Genomic DNA, 15,187 nt, shown 5'->3' with positions numbered 1-15,187 from the left:
GGCCCGACGCTACCTAGTCGATGCAGGGCACGCCGTCGGCGGTGATCGCCGGCTGCGGCGCCGGGGCCGGGGCGGCGGCCGCCTCGCCGTCGCTGCTGAAGCCGCCGACCGGCGCGGGCGTGGGGGCGGCGGCGCCCGGCCCGCGGTAGTCGCCGCCCAGCAGGACCCGCACCGAGTTCGGCGGCACCGTCGGGTCGAAGCGGGTCGGCAGGTCGCCGAGGCTGCGCGCGACGCGGGCCCCGCCACCGTCGCCGGCCGGGCCGAACAGCACCTCGGAGCGGGGCGCGGGCGCCTCGGCGTTGCCGGCCACGGTGCGGGCGTAGCCCTGGGCGGAGAGGACGGCGACGACGCGGGCGGCCGCCCCCTGGGTGTCCGAGGCGTTGCGGACGTCGACGGGGATGGTGGCCGGCGGCGGTCCCTCGTCGTTGGCGTCGGCGGAGTCCTCGGGCCCGATGGCGTCGTTGACGAAGGTGCGCACCTCGGAGGGGTCGACGTCGAGGACCTCGCCGCGGCCGTCGACGAAGCGCGTCCCGTTGGTGGGGATCGTCAGGAACGCGACCGCGCCCGCGCTGACGTCCTGCATCTGGCGGCCGAACTGCAGCAGGTCCCAGTTGCCGTCGAGCACCACCGACTGGCGCACGGCGTCGAGCAGCCGGGTCAGGGTGATCGGGTCCGCGAGCGTCCCGCTGGAGAGGATCTTGCGCGACATCGAGGCGAGGAACGCCTGCTGGCGGCGGATGCGGTCGAGGTCGCCGTTGGGCAGCCCGTGGCGCTGGCGGACGAAGGCGAGCGCGTCGTGGCCCGCGACGGTGCGCGGCCCGGCGGGGAAGCGGGCCCCGGAGAGCTCGTCGTCGACGGGGTTCTTGAGGCAGACGTCGACGCCGCCGATGGCGTTGGTCAGCGTGTAGAAGCCCAGGAGGTTGACCTCGGCGAAGTGGTCGACGGTCAGCCCGGTCAGGTCGGCGACCGAGCGCACCAGCTCCTGGCGGCCCGCCTCCGAGGACCGGACGTCGATCTCGCGCGGGTCGGTGACCCCGGACGTCACGAGCCGGTTGGCCTCCTCGGCCTTCGCGCCGGGGTACGCCGAGTTGATCTTGTCGCGGCGGAAGGCCCCGGGGATCGAGACGTAGCTGTCGCGGGGGATCGAGAACGCGACCGCGCGGCTGCCGTCGTTGGGGATCCGCACCAGCATCATCGTGTCGGTGTTGACGACGCCGTCCGCGGAGCCGGCGCCGAGCTCGCGCAGGACGTCGGCGGGCAGCGGCTGCCCCTGGGCGTCGGTGCGGCTGTCGACGCCGACGAGCAGGATGTCCGTCGCGCCGTCGGCGGCGTTGCCGACCGGCCCGTCGGCCAGCGCGCTCGAGCCGCTGATGCTGCCGGACAGCGCGCCCCACGCGGTGCCCGAGAGCGCGAACACCAGCACCGAGAGCACCACGAGGCCCAGGCGCAGCGTGCGCGTGAGCGAGCGGCGCCCGCCCCGGTCGTCCGGGGGCTCGGGCTCGCGCGGGGGTCGGGTCCGGCCGGGTGGGCGCGGTGGCGGCGGGCCCGGGCGGCCGCGCTCCCGGTCCCGGTCCCGGTCCCGCGGGGGGCGGGGCCGGTCGCGGTCGGGTGGCGGGCCCGGGCGGCGGGGACGGTCGGGGGGCGGGGCGCCGTCCTCGCCACGGCGGGCGCCGGCCGGGGCCGCGGAGAGCTCGGCGAGGTCCCGGCGCCGCAGGCGCGCCGCGGGCGCGGCGGCCCCGTCGTCCTCGCGGGCCGGGCGACGGCGGGCGGCGGACGGGCGGCGGTCGGGCTCGGTGACGCCGTCGTCGGGCCGCGGGCCCCAGCCGTCGTCGGCCGGCGGTCCGCCGGCGCGGCCGGGGCTGCGGCGGGCCGCGGAGGGCCCGAACCGGCGGGCCGGGTCACGGCGGGAGGACGCGGCGGCGTCGCGCGACACGTCGCGGGGGTCGCCACGGTCCATCGGCGCGCCTCCCTCCGTCCCGTCGCTGATCACGACGCCCGTGCGGCCCCCGCGGGTCGGCACGAGCAACCCCGCCGTGACGGCCGGGTCCGTCGTGTTTCGCAGGCTAGACGGCGTCCGGTTCGATCGGGGGCTCTCACCCGTTGGACGGCTCGTCGGCGCGTCGCGGCGACGCGCGGTGAGGACCGCGGGCGGAACACGGTCCCGAGCAGGGTGGCGGCGGGGACGCTCGCGGCCCGGGTCGTCACCGCACACGCCCCCCGCGGCACCGGCGCCGGTCCGCGCGGCTGCGAGACTCCGGCCGGGTGATCGACGGGAGGGGGGTCCCGATGCGGTGGATGGTGACCGGCGCGGGGGGAGCGCTGGGGACCGACCTGGTCGCCCGGCTCGGCGCGCCCGGGACCCCACCGGCCGACACGCTGACCGCGCTGACCCGCGCCGACCTCGACGTCACCGACCCCGACGCCGTCCACGGTGCGGTGCGTGCGTGGCTGGCGGCGCCGGGCGAGGGGCCGGCGGTGGTGGTCAACGCCGCCGCGTACACCGCGGTCGACCTCGCCGAGACCGACCCCGGCGCCGGCGCGCAGGCCTGGGCGGTCAACGCCGAGGCGCCCGGCCTGCTCGCGGCGGCGTGCGCGGCCGGCGGGGCGACCCTGGTGCACGTCTCGACCGACTACGTCCTGGGGCCGCTGCCCGGAGGCGAGCGACGCCCGCTCGAGCCCGGTGACCCGACGGCGCCCGTGGGCGTCTACGCGCGCAGCAAGCTGGCGGGGGAGGAGAGGGTGCGCGCCGCCCTGCCCGGCGCCCACCACATCGTGCGCACGGCCTGGCTCTACGGCGCCACCGGACCGAACTTCGTGCGCACCGTGGCCCGCCTGTCCCGCGAGCGCGACACCCTCGACGTCGTCGACGACCAGCACGGCTCGCCGACGTGGACCGCCGACCTCGCCGACGGGCTGCTCGCCCTGGCCCGCTCGTCGGCGCCGGCCGGCACCCGCCACGCCGCGGGCGGCGGGGCGACCACGTGGTGGGGGCTCGCGCGCGCGGTGTTCGAGGAGCTGGGCGCGGACCTCGGGCGGGTCCGCCCGTGCGACACCGCGTCCTTCCCCCGGCCCGCCCCGCGCCCGGCCTGGTCGGTGCTCTCCGACGTGTCGTGGCGCGCCGCGGGCGTGGCGGCCCTACCACCCTGGCGAGAGGCCCTGCACCGCGCGGTGACGCACCATCCGGAGTTACTGCTGGGCTGAACGGACTAACGTCTTACTTCCATCGTTGTCATTCGCGTGTCCTCGGGCGGTCGTCGCGCGTTGAACGGTCATGGGTGTGGAGACGGTGCTCCTGGCGCTGCTCGGTCTCGTCGCCGTGTGGTTGGTGATCGACGCCGGGCGCGAGCGTCACCGGCTGCGGGCCCGGGTGGCGCGCGACGAGCGCTGGCAGGCCGAGCAGCGGCGGATCGCGCGGCGCGCGCGGACCGCACAGGTCCCCGCCGCCCCGGTGTCCGCCGGCGCCGCACCCGACGCGTGGCGCTACTGGCCGCTGACGCTGCCCTCGGCGGAGGACGGGTCGAGCGGTCCGCGCCTCTGAGGCGGTGAGGCCTTCCTGGCCGCCCGCCGGCGGCGCACACTGATCCGATGACGGAGCAGGCCGCGCCGGGGGCGACCGGGACATCCGCCGACGACGAGCCCCTCTGCGCGCAGGCCCGCGAGCTCGCGGCCGCGCCGGACGGGGACGCCGTCGACCGCGTGGAGGAGCGCATCGCCGTGCTGCGCCGGGCCCTGGCCAGCGGCGAGCCCTCCGCGCCCGCGCTGCTCGCGCACGCCCACCTCGCCCTCGGCGAGCGCCGCGAGGCCGCCGACCTGCTCACCCCGTCCGTCATGGGACGCCGCGAGAGCGAGCACGCGGGCCTGCTGGGCGAGACCCTCGCCGCCATCGGCGACCACGACAGCGCCGAGGCGGCGTTCCTCGTCGGGCTCGACGGGGGCGACCCGGGGGCGACCAACGACTACGGCGTCTTCCTGCGCGAGCGCGGCCGCACCCAGGAGGCGCTCTACGTGCTCGACCGGGCCGTGCGCCTCGGCGACGAGCTGGCCCCGCTCAACCTGGTGGCGCTGCACCTCGAGGAGCTCGACGACCCGGTCACCGCCACGGAGCTCGCCGAGGACCTGCTCGACGAGGCCAAGCCCGCGACGCTGCTCGCGCTGGCCGACTGCCGGCTGGCCGCCGACCGGGTCGACGAGGCCGCCGACCTCTACCGCCGCGCGGCCGAGCAGGGCGCGCCGTGCGCGAACATCTACCACGGCTGGTTCCTGCGCGACCGCCGCGGCGACCACGAGGGCGCCGAGGAGCACCTACGCCGGGCGCACGAGGTCGGCGAGCCGGGGGCGGCCTTCCACCTCGGACGCTTCCTGTTCGACCAGGGGCGGCTCGACGAGGCGCAGCCCTACGTCGAGGAGGCCGCCTGGCGCGGCGACCCGGACGCGGTCGCCCTGCTCGAGGCCCAGTACCGCGGGCTGGTCGACGAGTACGACGACTGACCGGCGACAATGCGGCGGTGCCGGATGACCGCTCTGATGACTACGGCGACGGGCTGGCCGTCGTCTGCGTGACCTACTCGCCGGGCGAGTCGCTCCCGGAGTTCGTGTCCTCCCTGGAGAAGGCCACGTCCCGCCCGTACCGCGTGGTCCTCGCGGACAACGGCTCGGTCGACGGAGCCCCCGAGGCCGCGGCCGCCGCCGACGAGCGGGTGGAGCTGCTGCGCATCGGCGAGAACGTGGGCTACGGCGCGGCGGCCAACCGCGCGGTGGCGGGGCTGCCCGCCGAGGTCGGCTGGGTGCTCGTCGTCAACCCCGACATCGTCTTCGGGCCGGGCTGCCTGGACACGCTCGTCGACGCCGGCGGCCGCTGGCCGCGCGCCGGCGCCCTCGGCCCCCTCATCCGCACCGGCGGCGAGGTCTACCCGTCGGCGCGCCTCCAGCCCAGCCTGGGCCGCGGGGTCGGGCACGCGCTGTTCGCCGCCGTGTGGCCCGCCAACCCGTGGACCCGGTCGTACCGCCAGGAGGGCGCGGTCGCCGAGCGCACCGCGGGCTGGCTCTCGGGCTCGTGCGTGCTCCTGCGCCGCGCGGCGTGGGACTCGGTCGACGGGTTCGACCCGCGCTACTTCATGTACTTCGAGGACGTCGACCTCGGCGACCGCCTGGGGCGCGCCGGCTGGCTCAACGTGTACGTCCCCGAGGCCGAGGTCGTGCACACCGGCGGGCACGCGACCGAGCGCGACGCCCCCACCTCCTCGCGGATGCTGGCCGAGCACCACCGCAGCGCCTACCGCTTCCTCGCCGACCGCTACCGCGGCGCGCGCTGGGCCCCGCTGCGCCTCGCCCTGCGCGCGGGTCTGGGGCTACGGGCGCGCTGCGGTGCCCGGTCGGCCTTCTAGCGCCCGGCCCAGGTAGCCCAGCACCAGCGCGGTGACCTCGTCGGCGAACCCCGCGCGGTCGATGGGCGGTTGTTCGAGGACGTAGCCGACGGCAAGGCTCTCGACGGTGCGCACCAGCATCCAGGCCACCGTCCCGGCCGGGTGGCGCAGCTCGCCGCCGTGGCGCGCGAGCAGGGTGCTCGTGAGCAGCGCGTCCACCCTCCGCGCGAACGCCGCCCGCCGGTCGTCGCCCGCGCGCGGCAGGCGCTGGGCGACGGCCCGCAGCAGCGCCGGGTGCTCGCCGAGCGCGTCGACCAGCGCGAGCACCACCCGCCGCACGGCCACCACGGGGTCCCGCTCGGCGGCGGTGTCGACGAACGCGCGGGTGACGCGCTCCTCGAGGTCGTCGGCGTAGCGGGCGACGACCTCGTCGACGATCGCGTCCTTGTCCGGGAAGTACTGGTACAGCGAGCCCGGGCTGATCCCGGCGACGCCGGCGACGTGGTTGGTGGTCAGGCCGTCGACGCCGCGCTCGAGGAGCACGGTGCGCCCGGCGGCCACGATCCGCTCGACCGTCGCCCGCGACCGCTCCTGGCGGGGCTGCCGGCGCCGGCGGGGCGCGGTCACCGCACGAACGCGACTTGAACGCGAGCAGGAACTCGTCTCAGCATGGTCGTCATGGTGGCATGCGAGCAGGTGGGGCAGCCGCGGTATCCGGGACGCTTCCGGGCCGCGCCCGAGCGGTCGCGGCGCATCGCGCGGCCGCTGGGCGTGGTGGCCCGGGTCCGCGGGGTCGACGAGGACCTGCTCGACCGCATCGGCACGCGGATGTTCGCGCGCGACGAGGTCGGCGCCGAGCTCGCGGCGGCGATGAGCCGGCCCCGCACGGACCCCGAGCGGACCACGATGGCCGCCTTCCACCGGGCGCTGGCGGGCGCGGAGCCCGAGACGCCGGCGCTGGCGCGGTTCTTCGCGGTCGTCGAGGACACCCCGGACTGGGTCGACCTCGACCAGGTCGCGCGCGGCGGCCGCGCGCTGCGCCGGATGGGGCGCACGCTCGACGACGTCCTGCTCACGCTGTCGCTGATCGGCGGCTACCGCTTCGGCGGGCCCGCCGACCTGCTCGTCGCCACCGGGGGGCTGACCGGGTCGACGGCGATGCGCCGGCTCGGGGAGACGACGGAGTGGGCGCGCGCGGTGATCTCGCCGGGCGGCATGCGCCGCGACGGCGAGGGCTGGCGGCTGACCGTGCACGTGCGGGCGATGCACGCGCTGGTCGACCGGCGCTTCGAGACCAACGGGCGCTGGGACGTCGGGCACTGGGGGCTGCCGGTCAACCAGGCCGACCAGGCGGCGACGCTCGGGCTCTTCAGCAGCACCGGCCTGCTCGGGGCGCGGCTGCTGGGCTGGGTGGTGACGCCCGCCGAGTCCCGTGCGGTGATGCACCTGTGGCGCTACGTCGGCTGGCTCATGGGCGTCGACGACGACTGGCTGTTCACCACCGAACGCGAGCAGAACCGGTTCCTGCACCACGTCCTGCTCGTCCAGGACGACGTCACGCCGGCCGGCCCGGCGCTCGCGGGCGCGCTGGTCGACGGCGAGTCGGCACGGCGGCGCCGCCACGTGCTCGGGCTGCTGCGCTGGTTCCTGGGCCGCGAGGCCCTGCGCGACCTGGAGCTGCCCGACGCCGTCCCCTGGACCGTGCCCCCGACCGTGCTGCGCAACCTCATCCTCTCGGGCCTCGTCGCCCGCACCCGCGCCGGGCGGCGGCTGCTCGAACGCCGCGGCGACGCCTGGACGCGCGCGGAGATCGGCCGGCGCTTCGCCGGCGAACGCCCCGGCGTGTCGCCGCTGCCGGGGTAGGGCGTGTCGTGTCAGCGGCGTGGCGTCGCTGCCACTGAGTGTCCGTAACGCCACGCGCTCGACCGCGGGTACGTCGTCGCGCGGGAGTAGACGAAAGATCGTGGTGCCGGGGCCCCGCGCTGCGGTGTCCTCGTGGTCATGGGCTCCACGACGGTCGGCGCGTTCCGGGACGACGAGGCCCGCGTGCGGTACGCGGCCGCCCTCGAGGCGGCGATGGCCGTGCTGCCGCCGCACATCTCGCACGACGTCCCCACGGCCTACGGCACCGTGCGCGTCCACCGCTTCGGCGACGGGGACGCCACCCCGCTCCTGCTGGTCCCCGGACGCGTCGGGACGACGGCGATGTGGGCGCCGAACCTGCCCGCGCTCGCGGCCCGGCGCACCGTCTGGGCGCTCGACCTTCTCGGCGAGCCCGGCGCGAGCGTGCAGACCGCGCCGATCACCGGCGACGCCGACCAGGGCGCCTGGCTCGCGGAGGTCGCCGACGCCCTCGGCGGCCCCCTGCACGTCGTCGGCGCGTCGCTGGGCGGGCGCTGGGCCCTCGAGCTCGCCGTCGCGCACCCCGGCGCCGTCCGCTCGCTCGCCCTGCTCGAGCCGGCGCACACCCTCGCGCGCCTGCGTCCGGGCTTCGTCCTGGCGTCGCTGGCGTCGCTGGCCGGGTTCGAGGACCTCTTCCTGCGCTACGCCGGCGGCGACACCCCGCCCGCCGACGACCCGCTCACCGCGGTGATGACGCTGGGCGCGCGGGACTACCGGATGACCCTGGGCCCGCCCGGCTACCCGCCGGACGCGGCGCTGCGCGGGCTCGCGATGCCCGTGCTCGCCCTGCTCGGGGGGCGGAGCACGGTGTTGCACGCCGGGCGGGCCGCCGCCTGGGCGCGGGCGCGGATCCCCGACGTCGAGGTCGAGGTGTGGCCGGACGCCGGGCACGCCCTGCCCGGTTCGCACGCCGACGCCGTCGACGCGCGGCTGGCGGCCTTCCACACGCGGGTGGAGGAGGGCCCCTAACCGCCGAAGAGGCGCCGCCACCAGGGGCGCCGGGGCTCCGCGGCCGGGGTCTCGTCGCGGTCGGGCTCCCGGTCGGCCGCCTGCGGTCCCGGCCCCCCGGGGAACGGGTTCGCCGGGAAGGGCGAGGTGCCGGGGTGGGCGGCGGGCCGGGTCTCGAACCGCACGGTGGTGGCGTCCTCGTCGTCGTCCGAGGAGGGCGCGCGGTGGTGCCCGTTGGCGTGCCCGTTCGGCGGCCGCACGTCACCGCGCTGCAGGCGCTGCGTGAGGTCGGGGTCGTGCCCCGGGCCCCGGCGCGAGGTCAGCGCGTGCGGCAGCACCGTGGTGCTCGAGGCGTCGAACGGCGAGACGGCCGTGTCCGGCGTGACCACGTCCTCGTCACGCTCCGTGGCCCGCTGGTGGGCGTGCGCGATGGCGTCCTGGGCGCGTTCCCACGCATTCGAGGCCACCGCACCCCTCCTGCTCGTTCCCCCGAGGGGCGGGACTGGGGCGGGGTCGGCGCCCGGTGCGCCCCGGGAGGGTCCACACTATCGCCCGCGGTCACGATTCGTCATCGACGAGGGGGGTCTTCGGGTGATGCAGACAGGGGACGCGGCGGTGATCGACCCGGCGCGGACGGCGGCGGTCGTGCTCGTCGGGGGGCAGGGCAGCCGGTTGCGCCCCCTGACCCTCAGCACGCCGAAGCCGATGCTGCCCACGGCCGGGGTGCCGTTCCTGGCTCACCTGCTGTCACGGATCGCCGCGGCCGGCATCCGCACCGTCGTGCTGGGCACCGCCTACCGCGCCGAGGTGTTCGAGGACTTCCTGGGCGACGGCGCGTCGATGGGCCTCGACCTGACCTGCTGCCCCGAGCCCGAGCCGCTCGGCACCGGGGGCGGCATCCGCTTCGCCGCCGACGCGCTGGCGCCGGGGTTCGACGAGGTCGTCGTGTTCAACGGCGACATCCTCTCCGGCGTCGACGTCCGCGCGGTGGTCGGCGAGCACCGCGCCGCGGGCGCCGACGCGACGCTGCACCTCGTGCGGGTCCCCGACCCCACGGCCTTCGGCTGCGTGCCGACCGACGCGACCGGCCGCGTCACCGCGTTCCTCGAGAAGACGCTGACGCCGCCGACCGACCAGGTCAACGCCGGCTGCTACGTCTTCCGGCGCGACGTGCTCGACGCGATCCCCGCCGGGCGGCCGGTGTCGGTGGAGCGCGAGACGTTCCCGGGCCTGCTCGCGGCCGGCTCGCGGCTGCAGGGGCACGTCGAGTCGTCCTACTGGCTCGACCTCGGCACGCCCGCCTCCTTCGTGCGCGGCAGCGCCGACCTCGTGCAGGGCGCGGCGCCCACCGCGGCCCTCCCGGGGCCCGTCGGCACCGCGCTGCTGCTGCCCGGGGCGAAGGTGGCCGCGTCGGCGTCGCTCACCGACGGCACCACGGTGGGCGCCGACGTCCAGATCGGCGAGGGCAGCCGGGTGTCGGGCTCGGTGCTCCTGGACGGCGCGCGGATCGGCGACGGCGTGCTCGTCGAGCGCTCGGTGATCGGGCCGGGCGCGACCATCGGCGACGACACCGTGGTCACCGACGCCGTGGTCGGCGACGGCGCCTCGATCGGGGCGTCCTGCGAGCTGCTCGCCGGCGTGCGGATCTGGCCCGGCCTCGCGATCCCCGACGGCGGTCTGCGATTCTCGGGTGGTGCCTGAGGCTCCCGCGGACGCGCAGCGATCACGGGAGCACGCCGATAGGGGAGCCGGAGTGTCGACTGCTGTCGCGGCGCCGGAGGCGGAGCGGGTCTGGCGGCCCGACTTCGTGCTCGACGTGCGGGCGCTCGTCGCCCCGCTGCGCCGCGGCAAGGGCGACCCGACGTTCCACACCGAGCTGGAGGGGCCCGACGGCGGCGCCCTGTGGCGGGCCACGCCGACCCCCGAGGGCCCGGCGACGCTCGCGCTGTCGCGCCGCGCCGGCGAGGTCCGCGCGCGGGCGTGGGGGCCGGGTGCGGCGTGGATCGTCGACGGGGTGCCCGCGCTGCTGGGCGCCGAGGACGACGACGCCGGCTTCGTCGGGCACCACCCGCTGGTCGCCGAGACCCGCCGCCGCATGCCGGGCCTGCGCCTCGGGGCCACGCGCACGGTGTGGGACCAGCTGGTGCCCGCGATCCTCGAGCAGAAGGTCACGGGCACCGAGGCGCGCCGGTCGTGGCGCGAGGTGTGCTGGCGGTTCGGCGACGACGCGCCGGGCCCGACGCCGCGGCCCATGAAGCTGCCCCCGACCCCGCGGCGCATCCGCGAGATCCCCGACTGGGAGTGGCACCGCGCCGGCGTCGACCAGAGCCGCCGGCGCGCGATCCTCGCCTGCGCCACCGTCGCGCACCGTCTCGAGAAGGCCGCCGAGATGCGCGGCGAGGCCGGGCGGGCGCTGCTGCAGAAGGTCCCGGGCATCGGCGTCTGGACCGCCGCCGAGGTGGCGCAGCGCTCCTGGGGCGACCCGGACGCGGTCAGCGTCGGCGACTTCCACATCCCCTCGACCGTCGGCTGGGCGCTCGTGGGCCGCAAGCTCGACGACGCCGGGATGCTCGAGGTGCTCGCCTGCTACGCGCCCCAGCGCCAGCGGGCCGTGCGCTACATCGAGGCGTCGGGCTTCCGCCGCCCGCGCTTCGGGCCCCGCTTCTCGCCGAAGGACTACCGGACGTACTGACCCGCGAGGGCGCGGCCGAACGCGACCTCGTCGGGCAGCTCGCCCAGCGGCCACCAGCGCAGGTCCAGCGACTCGTCGCTGATCGCCTCCACCGCCCCGGCGGGGGCATGGGCGACGAAGCGGACGTCGAGGTGGCGGGTCGGCACGCCCAGCGAGCAGGTCAGCGCGTGCACCTCGGCGTGCACCGGCTCGGGGTCGAGCACGAGGCCCTCGATGCCGGACTCCTCGGTCGCCTCGCGCAGCGCGGCGCCGGCGAGGCTCGCGTCGCCGGGCTCGATGTGCCCGCCGAGCTGGATCCACGCGCGGACCCGCGGGTGCAGCGTCAGCAGCGCGCGCTCGCCCGCGGCGTCGAGCACGAGGGTCGAGGCCGTGAGGTGCCCGGGCGCGCAGGACCGCGAGCACGCGTCGGGCCGGGCGTCGAGGTAGGACAGGAGGGCCTGGCGCACGGAGTCGAGCTCGCGGGCGGGCGGGCGCCAGCGGTCGAGCACCGCGCGGGCGTCGGCGTGCGCGGCGGCCGTGGTCACCGCGGCGCGGGTGGTCGACGCGAGGGTCCGGTCGTCCGTCACGGTCAGATCTCCACCCAGCGGTCGTCGGTCGTGAGCTCGCCACGCGGGGGCGACGGGGTCTCCGGGTGTCCCACGGCCACCGCGCCCAGCGGCTCCCAGGTGGCCGGCAGCGCGAGCTCGGCCCGCACGACGTCCGCCGCGAAGATCGTCGAGGACACCCAGCACGACCCCAGGCCCTCGGCGGCCAGCGCCACGAGGAACCCCTGCACCGCCGCCCCGCCGGCGACGGTGAACATCGTGTGCTCGGCGGCGGCGCGCCGCTCGTCGGGGTAGGGGTGGGCGCCGTCGGGCACGAGGAAGGGCAGCACGACCTCGGGGGCGGTGCGCAGGATGTCGCCCCGCGCGACCCGTCGCGTCACGGCGTCCTCGGAGAACCCGTCGCCGCGCAGGTCGTCGCGCCACGCCGCCGCCATCGCGTCGAGCAGCCGGGCCCGGACCGCCGGCGAGGCGAGGTGCACGAACCGCACCGGGCGGGTGTGGTGCGGGGCGGGCGCGGTGAGCGCCGCGGCACCGGCCCGGCGCAGCGCGGAACCGTCCACGGGGTCCGGGGCGAACGCCCGCACCGACCGCCGCGCGGGCACCGCCTCCCGCCGGCCCCGGGCCAGGGCCTCGTCGGTGCCCAGCCAGAAGAGGTCCTCATCGACGGGGCGCACGAGGTCGGCGCCCCGGGCGGTCTCCGAGCGCAGCGCCGCCGGCAGCCCGCGCACGACGGCCACGGGGACGCCGCCGAGCTTGCCCTTGACGAGGTCGGCGGCCGCGGCGACCTCGTCGGCGACCGCGACCTCGGTGACCACCAGCTCGTTGCCCTGCGCGTCGATCGCCCCGCCGTAGGCGTGCACGACCTCCAGACCCGCGGCGCCGATCGCGGCGTCGGTCTGCCCGGTGCGCCAGGTGCGGCCCATGGTGTCGGTGACGACGACGGCGACGTCGACCCCGAGCCGGTCGCGCAGCGCGGCGCGCAGGGCGGCGGCGGAGGCGTCGGGGTCCTCGGGGAGCAGAGCGACCTCGTCGCCCGCGACGTTCGAGGCGTCGATCCCGGCCGCGGCCTGCACGATGCCCAACGGGTTGGCGACGATCTTCGTGCGGCCCTTGGTGGCGAGCAGCCGGACCGTCTCCCGGTCGATCAGGGCGCGCCGGGCGGTGTCGCGCTCCTCGGGGTCGGACGGCACGGTCACCAGGCGGCCCTCGACCTTGGAGAGCACCTTGGAGGTCACGACCAGCACGTCGCCGTCGGCGAGCGAACCGTCCAGCGCCGCGGCGAGCGCGGCGGCGAGGTCGTCGCCGGGCCGGAACTCGGGCAGCCCGGGGACGCCCCAGAGCGTCAGCCCGTCCGACGCGTGATCAAACACCGGCGAGATCGTAGGCCGCGCGCACCATCGCCGCCGTGGTGTCCGGGTCGGTCATCATCAGCGGCACCTCGCGGACCTCGACGCCCGGCACCTCGGCGCCGTCGCCCGGCGCGACGAGCCAGCCGTCGAGCAGCCCCCCGGTGGTGCGCGAGCCGTACCAGCGCCCGACGCCCTCGGCGCTGACCGGGACGTCGACCGCCGTGAGGCACGCCTCGGCCATGCCGCGCACGGCGTGCCCCTCGACGATCGGCGACACCCCGACGACCTTGCCCGCCGCGGCCGTCAGCGCCGGGCGCATGCCGGGGACGTCGACGACGGTGTTGACGCTGACCACCGGGTTGGACGGGGCGACCAGGATGACGTCGGCCTGCGCGACGGCGGCGAGCGCGTCCGGGCAGGCGGTTGCCTGGTCGCGCCCGACCGAGGCGAACGAGTGCGCCGGCAGCGCCGCGCGGTGGCGCACCCACCACTCCTGGAAGTGGATGGCCCTGCGCGCGCCGTCGGCCGGGTCGTCGACCACGACGTGGGTCTCGATGCGGTCGTCGCTGGCCGGGATCAGCTCGACGCCGGGCTGCCAGCGGTCGCACAGCGCCGCGGTGACCTGCGAGAGCGGGAAGCCGGCACGCAGCATGCGGGTGCGCACGAGGTGGGTGGCGACGTCGCGGTCGCCCAGCCCGAACCACGTCGGGTCGGCGCCGTAGGCCTCGAGCTCCTCGCGGACCGACCAGGTCTCCTTGGCCCGGCCCCAGCCCTTCTCGGTGTCGATGCCCGCGCCGAGCGTGTACATGCAGGTGTCGAGGTCGGGGCACACGCGCAGCCCGTGCAGCCAGATGTCGTCGCCGACGTTGACCACCGCGCGGATGGTGTCGCCCGGACCTGCGGCGGCCTTGACGCCCTGCAGGAAGCGGGCGCCGCCGACGCCCCCGACCAGAACGGTGACCTGCACCGGAGCTCCTCTCGTCACGTGCACCCCCGATGGTCCTCCCCGCCCCCGACAGCCGGGCCCGGCGGGTCAGCGCAACAGGGAGATGAACTGGTCCTGCCCGACCGCGGCCAGCAGCGAGTCGCCGCCGACGAGGGTGAACAGCGCGTCGGACACGGTGAACAGGACCGCCGAGGCGCCCGGCAGCAGGAAGAGCACCAGGATGATCGCGAGCGGGGCGTAGGGCGCGATCCGCGCCGCGCCCGCGCGCGTGCGGTAGGGCAGGTAGGGGTCGATGACGCCCCAGCCGTCGAGGCCGGGCACCGGCAGCAGGTTCAGCACGAACGTCAGCACCTGGATCAGACCCAGGAACGCGAGCGCGGCGGCGAGCGGCAGCGGCGGCGAGGTGAGCGCCAGCGCGAGCGCGATGACGGCGGCGAGCACGAGGTTGGCGATCGGGCCGGCGATCGACACGGCGCTCATCGCCGCCCGCGAGCGCAGCGCGGAGCGCTGGATCCACACCGCGCCGCCCGGGAGCGGGATGCCGCCGAGCACCAGGAAGAGCAGCGGCAGCACGAGGGTGAGCCCGACGTTCGCGTAGCGGCGGATGTCGAGGGTGAGGTAGCCGAGGCCCCGCACCGAGTGGTCGCCGCAGCGGTCGGCGGTCAGGGCGTGGGAGAACTCGTGCAGGCACAGCGACACCGCCCACCCGGCGAGCACCAGCAGGACCGTGCCGCCGATGATCGCGCCCTCGGCGGGCAGCAGGGTCAGGGCACCCCCGGCCGCGGTGAGGGCCACGAGGACGAGGAAGATGGGGCTGACCGGCGATCTGAGCCGGGACACGCGGGGGGCCACCAGGCCAGTGTCCCCGACCCCGATGGGGCCGGTTGGAGCAGCCGGGTCGCGCAGAATCGGCGCATTGCTACGGACAGCCCATGACGTTCACCGCACGTGACGACCGGTCGTCGCGACATGCGGCCACACGGGGCCCCCGGCTTGACCCGGATGGAACGACACCGGTGTAATTCCTACGCGATGACACGTCGGTGCGGGGCCGACGCCTCGTCCGCTCTGCGGGGGGCCGGGGGAGTCGAGGCGAGGGAGGCGTCGTGAACGGTGCGGAGAGCGGGTCGGTGGTGCTGGGAAGCGAAGGACATGGGCCGCCGAAGGCGGGGCTGCGGGACGTGCTGTCCGAGCTCGCCATGGTGACCGAGGACGAGCAGGAATGGCAGGAGCGCGCGCTGTGCGCGCAGACCGACCCGGAGGCGTTCTTCCCCGAGAAGGGCGGCAGCACCCGGGAGGCCAAGCAGATCTGCAACAGCTGCGAGGTGCGGGGCGAGTGCCTCGAGTACGCCCTCGGGCACGACGAGCGCTTCGGGATCTGGGGCGGGCTCTCCGAGCGTGAACGCCGGCGCCTCAAGCGCCGGGCCGTCTGACACCCGGCC

The 15,187-nt window shown here is 76.9% G+C and carries 16 protein-coding genes; 9 read left to right on the top strand and 7 right to left on the bottom strand.

Translation table 11 applies throughout. From position 1 onward, the window contains the following. Window positions 1-13: 13 nt before the first annotated feature. On the bottom strand, window positions 14-1,957 hold the full coding sequence (locus tag ACFPK1_RS18175; RefSeq protein ID WP_378022341.1) for an LCP family protein: 1,944 nt from the start codon (window positions 1,955-1,957) through the stop codon (window positions 14-16). A 329-nt stretch (window positions 1,958-2,286) separates the two neighbouring features. Here ACFPK1_RS18175 and rfbD point away from each other — a divergent pair, with 329 nt between their 5' ends. The 4 genes from rfbD (at window position 2,287) to ACFPK1_RS18155 (ending at window position 5,384) form a co-directional block, all read left to right on the top strand. After that, a complete protein-coding gene (rfbD, locus tag ACFPK1_RS18170; protein ID WP_378022340.1) occupies window positions 2,287-3,201 on the top strand; it encodes a dTDP-4-dehydrorhamnose reductase in 915 nt (304 codons plus the stop codon). Between the two features lie 76 nt (window positions 3,202-3,277). After that, window positions 3,278-3,538, top strand: a complete 261-nt coding sequence (locus ACFPK1_RS18165; RefSeq protein ID WP_378022339.1) for a hypothetical protein — start codon at window positions 3,278-3,280, stop codon at window positions 3,536-3,538. 47 nt (window positions 3,539-3,585) lie between these two features. Next, window positions 3,586-4,488 carry a tetratricopeptide repeat protein gene (locus ACFPK1_RS18160; RefSeq protein ID WP_378022338.1) on the top strand — a complete coding sequence of 301 codons (903 nt, stop codon included), beginning with the start codon at window positions 3,586-3,588 and terminating at the stop codon, window positions 4,486-4,488. Between the two features lie 17 nt (window positions 4,489-4,505). Further along, on the top strand, window positions 4,506-5,384 hold the full coding sequence (locus tag ACFPK1_RS18155) for a glycosyltransferase family 2 protein (protein WP_378022337.1): 879 nt from the start codon (window positions 4,506-4,508) through the stop codon (window positions 5,382-5,384). Here the strand turns inward: ACFPK1_RS18155 and ACFPK1_RS18150 are convergent. Continuing rightward, the gene (locus ACFPK1_RS18150) at window positions 5,349-5,990 is read right to left on the bottom strand and encodes a TetR/AcrR family transcriptional regulator (RefSeq protein ID WP_378022336.1); all 642 of its coding nucleotides are present in this window, start codon (window positions 5,988-5,990) and stop codon (window positions 5,349-5,351) included. The two genes, ACFPK1_RS18155 and ACFPK1_RS18150, sit on opposite strands and share 36 nt — an antisense overlap. A gap of 51 nt (window positions 5,991-6,041) precedes the next feature. Here ACFPK1_RS18150 and ACFPK1_RS18145 point away from each other — a divergent pair, with 51 nt between their 5' ends. Together ACFPK1_RS18145 and ACFPK1_RS18140 are read left to right on the top strand one after the other, a co-directional pair. Beyond that, window positions 6,042-7,226 carry an oxygenase MpaB family protein gene (locus tag ACFPK1_RS18145; protein ID WP_378022335.1) on the top strand — a complete coding sequence of 395 codons (1,185 nt, stop codon included), beginning with the start codon at window positions 6,042-6,044 and terminating at the stop codon, window positions 7,224-7,226. A gap of 138 nt (window positions 7,227-7,364) precedes the next feature. Further along, the gene (locus tag ACFPK1_RS18140) at window positions 7,365-8,234 is read left to right on the top strand and encodes an alpha/beta fold hydrolase (RefSeq protein WP_378022334.1); all 870 of its coding nucleotides are present in this window, start codon (window positions 7,365-7,367) and stop codon (window positions 8,232-8,234) included. Here the strand turns inward: ACFPK1_RS18140 and ACFPK1_RS18135 are convergent. After that, window positions 8,231-8,680, bottom strand: a complete 450-nt coding sequence (locus ACFPK1_RS18135; RefSeq protein WP_378022333.1) for a hypothetical protein — start codon at window positions 8,678-8,680, stop codon at window positions 8,231-8,233. The two genes, ACFPK1_RS18140 and ACFPK1_RS18135, sit on opposite strands and share 4 nt — an antisense overlap. 127 nt (window positions 8,681-8,807) lie before the next feature. On the opposite strand from ACFPK1_RS18135, the gene manB reads away from it, so the two are divergent. Next, window positions 8,808-9,914 carry a mannose-1-phosphate guanylyltransferase gene (manB, locus tag ACFPK1_RS18130; protein WP_378022332.1) on the top strand — a complete coding sequence of 369 codons (1,107 nt, stop codon included), beginning with the start codon at window positions 8,808-8,810 and terminating at the stop codon, window positions 9,912-9,914. A gap of 52 nt (window positions 9,915-9,966) precedes the next feature. After that, window positions 9,967-10,905: a DNA-3-methyladenine glycosylase family protein gene (locus ACFPK1_RS18125; protein WP_378022331.1), complete on the top strand. Its 939-nt coding sequence runs from the start codon at window positions 9,967-9,969 to the stop codon at window positions 10,903-10,905. Here the strand turns inward: ACFPK1_RS18125 and ACFPK1_RS18120 are convergent. The 4 genes from ACFPK1_RS18120 to ACFPK1_RS18105 form a co-directional block, all read right to left on the bottom strand. Beyond that, window positions 10,890-11,471 carry an NUDIX hydrolase gene (locus ACFPK1_RS18120; RefSeq protein ID WP_378022330.1) on the bottom strand — a complete coding sequence of 194 codons (582 nt, stop codon included), beginning with the start codon at window positions 11,469-11,471 and terminating at the stop codon, window positions 10,890-10,892. The genes ACFPK1_RS18125 and ACFPK1_RS18120 overlap by 16 nt on opposite strands. A 2-nt stretch (window positions 11,472-11,473) precedes the next feature. Next, on the bottom strand, window positions 11,474-12,820 hold the full coding sequence (locus ACFPK1_RS18115; RefSeq protein WP_378022329.1) for a coenzyme F420-0:L-glutamate ligase: 1,347 nt from the start codon (window positions 12,818-12,820) through the stop codon (window positions 11,474-11,476). Next, complete coding sequence (gene cofD, locus ACFPK1_RS18110) at window positions 12,813-13,766, bottom strand: 2-phospho-L-lactate transferase (protein WP_378022328.1); 954 nt, start codon at window positions 13,764-13,766, stop codon at window positions 12,813-12,815. The genes ACFPK1_RS18115 and cofD overlap by 8 nt, the downstream gene beginning before the upstream one ends. 66 nt (window positions 13,767-13,832) lie before the next feature. Further along, window positions 13,833-14,597, bottom strand: coding sequence for a site-2 protease family protein (locus ACFPK1_RS18105; protein ID WP_378022327.1), 765 nt, complete (start codon window positions 14,595-14,597; stop codon window positions 13,833-13,835). Between the two features lie 347 nt (window positions 14,598-14,944). Between ACFPK1_RS18105 and ACFPK1_RS18100 the strand changes: the two genes are divergently transcribed. Further along, on the top strand, window positions 14,945-15,178 hold the full coding sequence (locus ACFPK1_RS18100; RefSeq protein ID WP_133825325.1) for a WhiB family transcriptional regulator: 234 nt from the start codon (window positions 14,945-14,947) through the stop codon (window positions 15,176-15,178). Window positions 15,179-15,187: the final 9 nt, after the last annotated feature.

Origin of the sequence: Actinomycetospora rhizophila, assembly GCF_042657905.1 — a bacterium.
GTDB lineage: Bacteria > Actinomycetota > Actinomycetes > Mycobacteriales > Pseudonocardiaceae > Actinomycetospora > Actinomycetospora rhizophila.
This window is presented reverse-complemented; position numbering and strand designations above follow the sequence as displayed.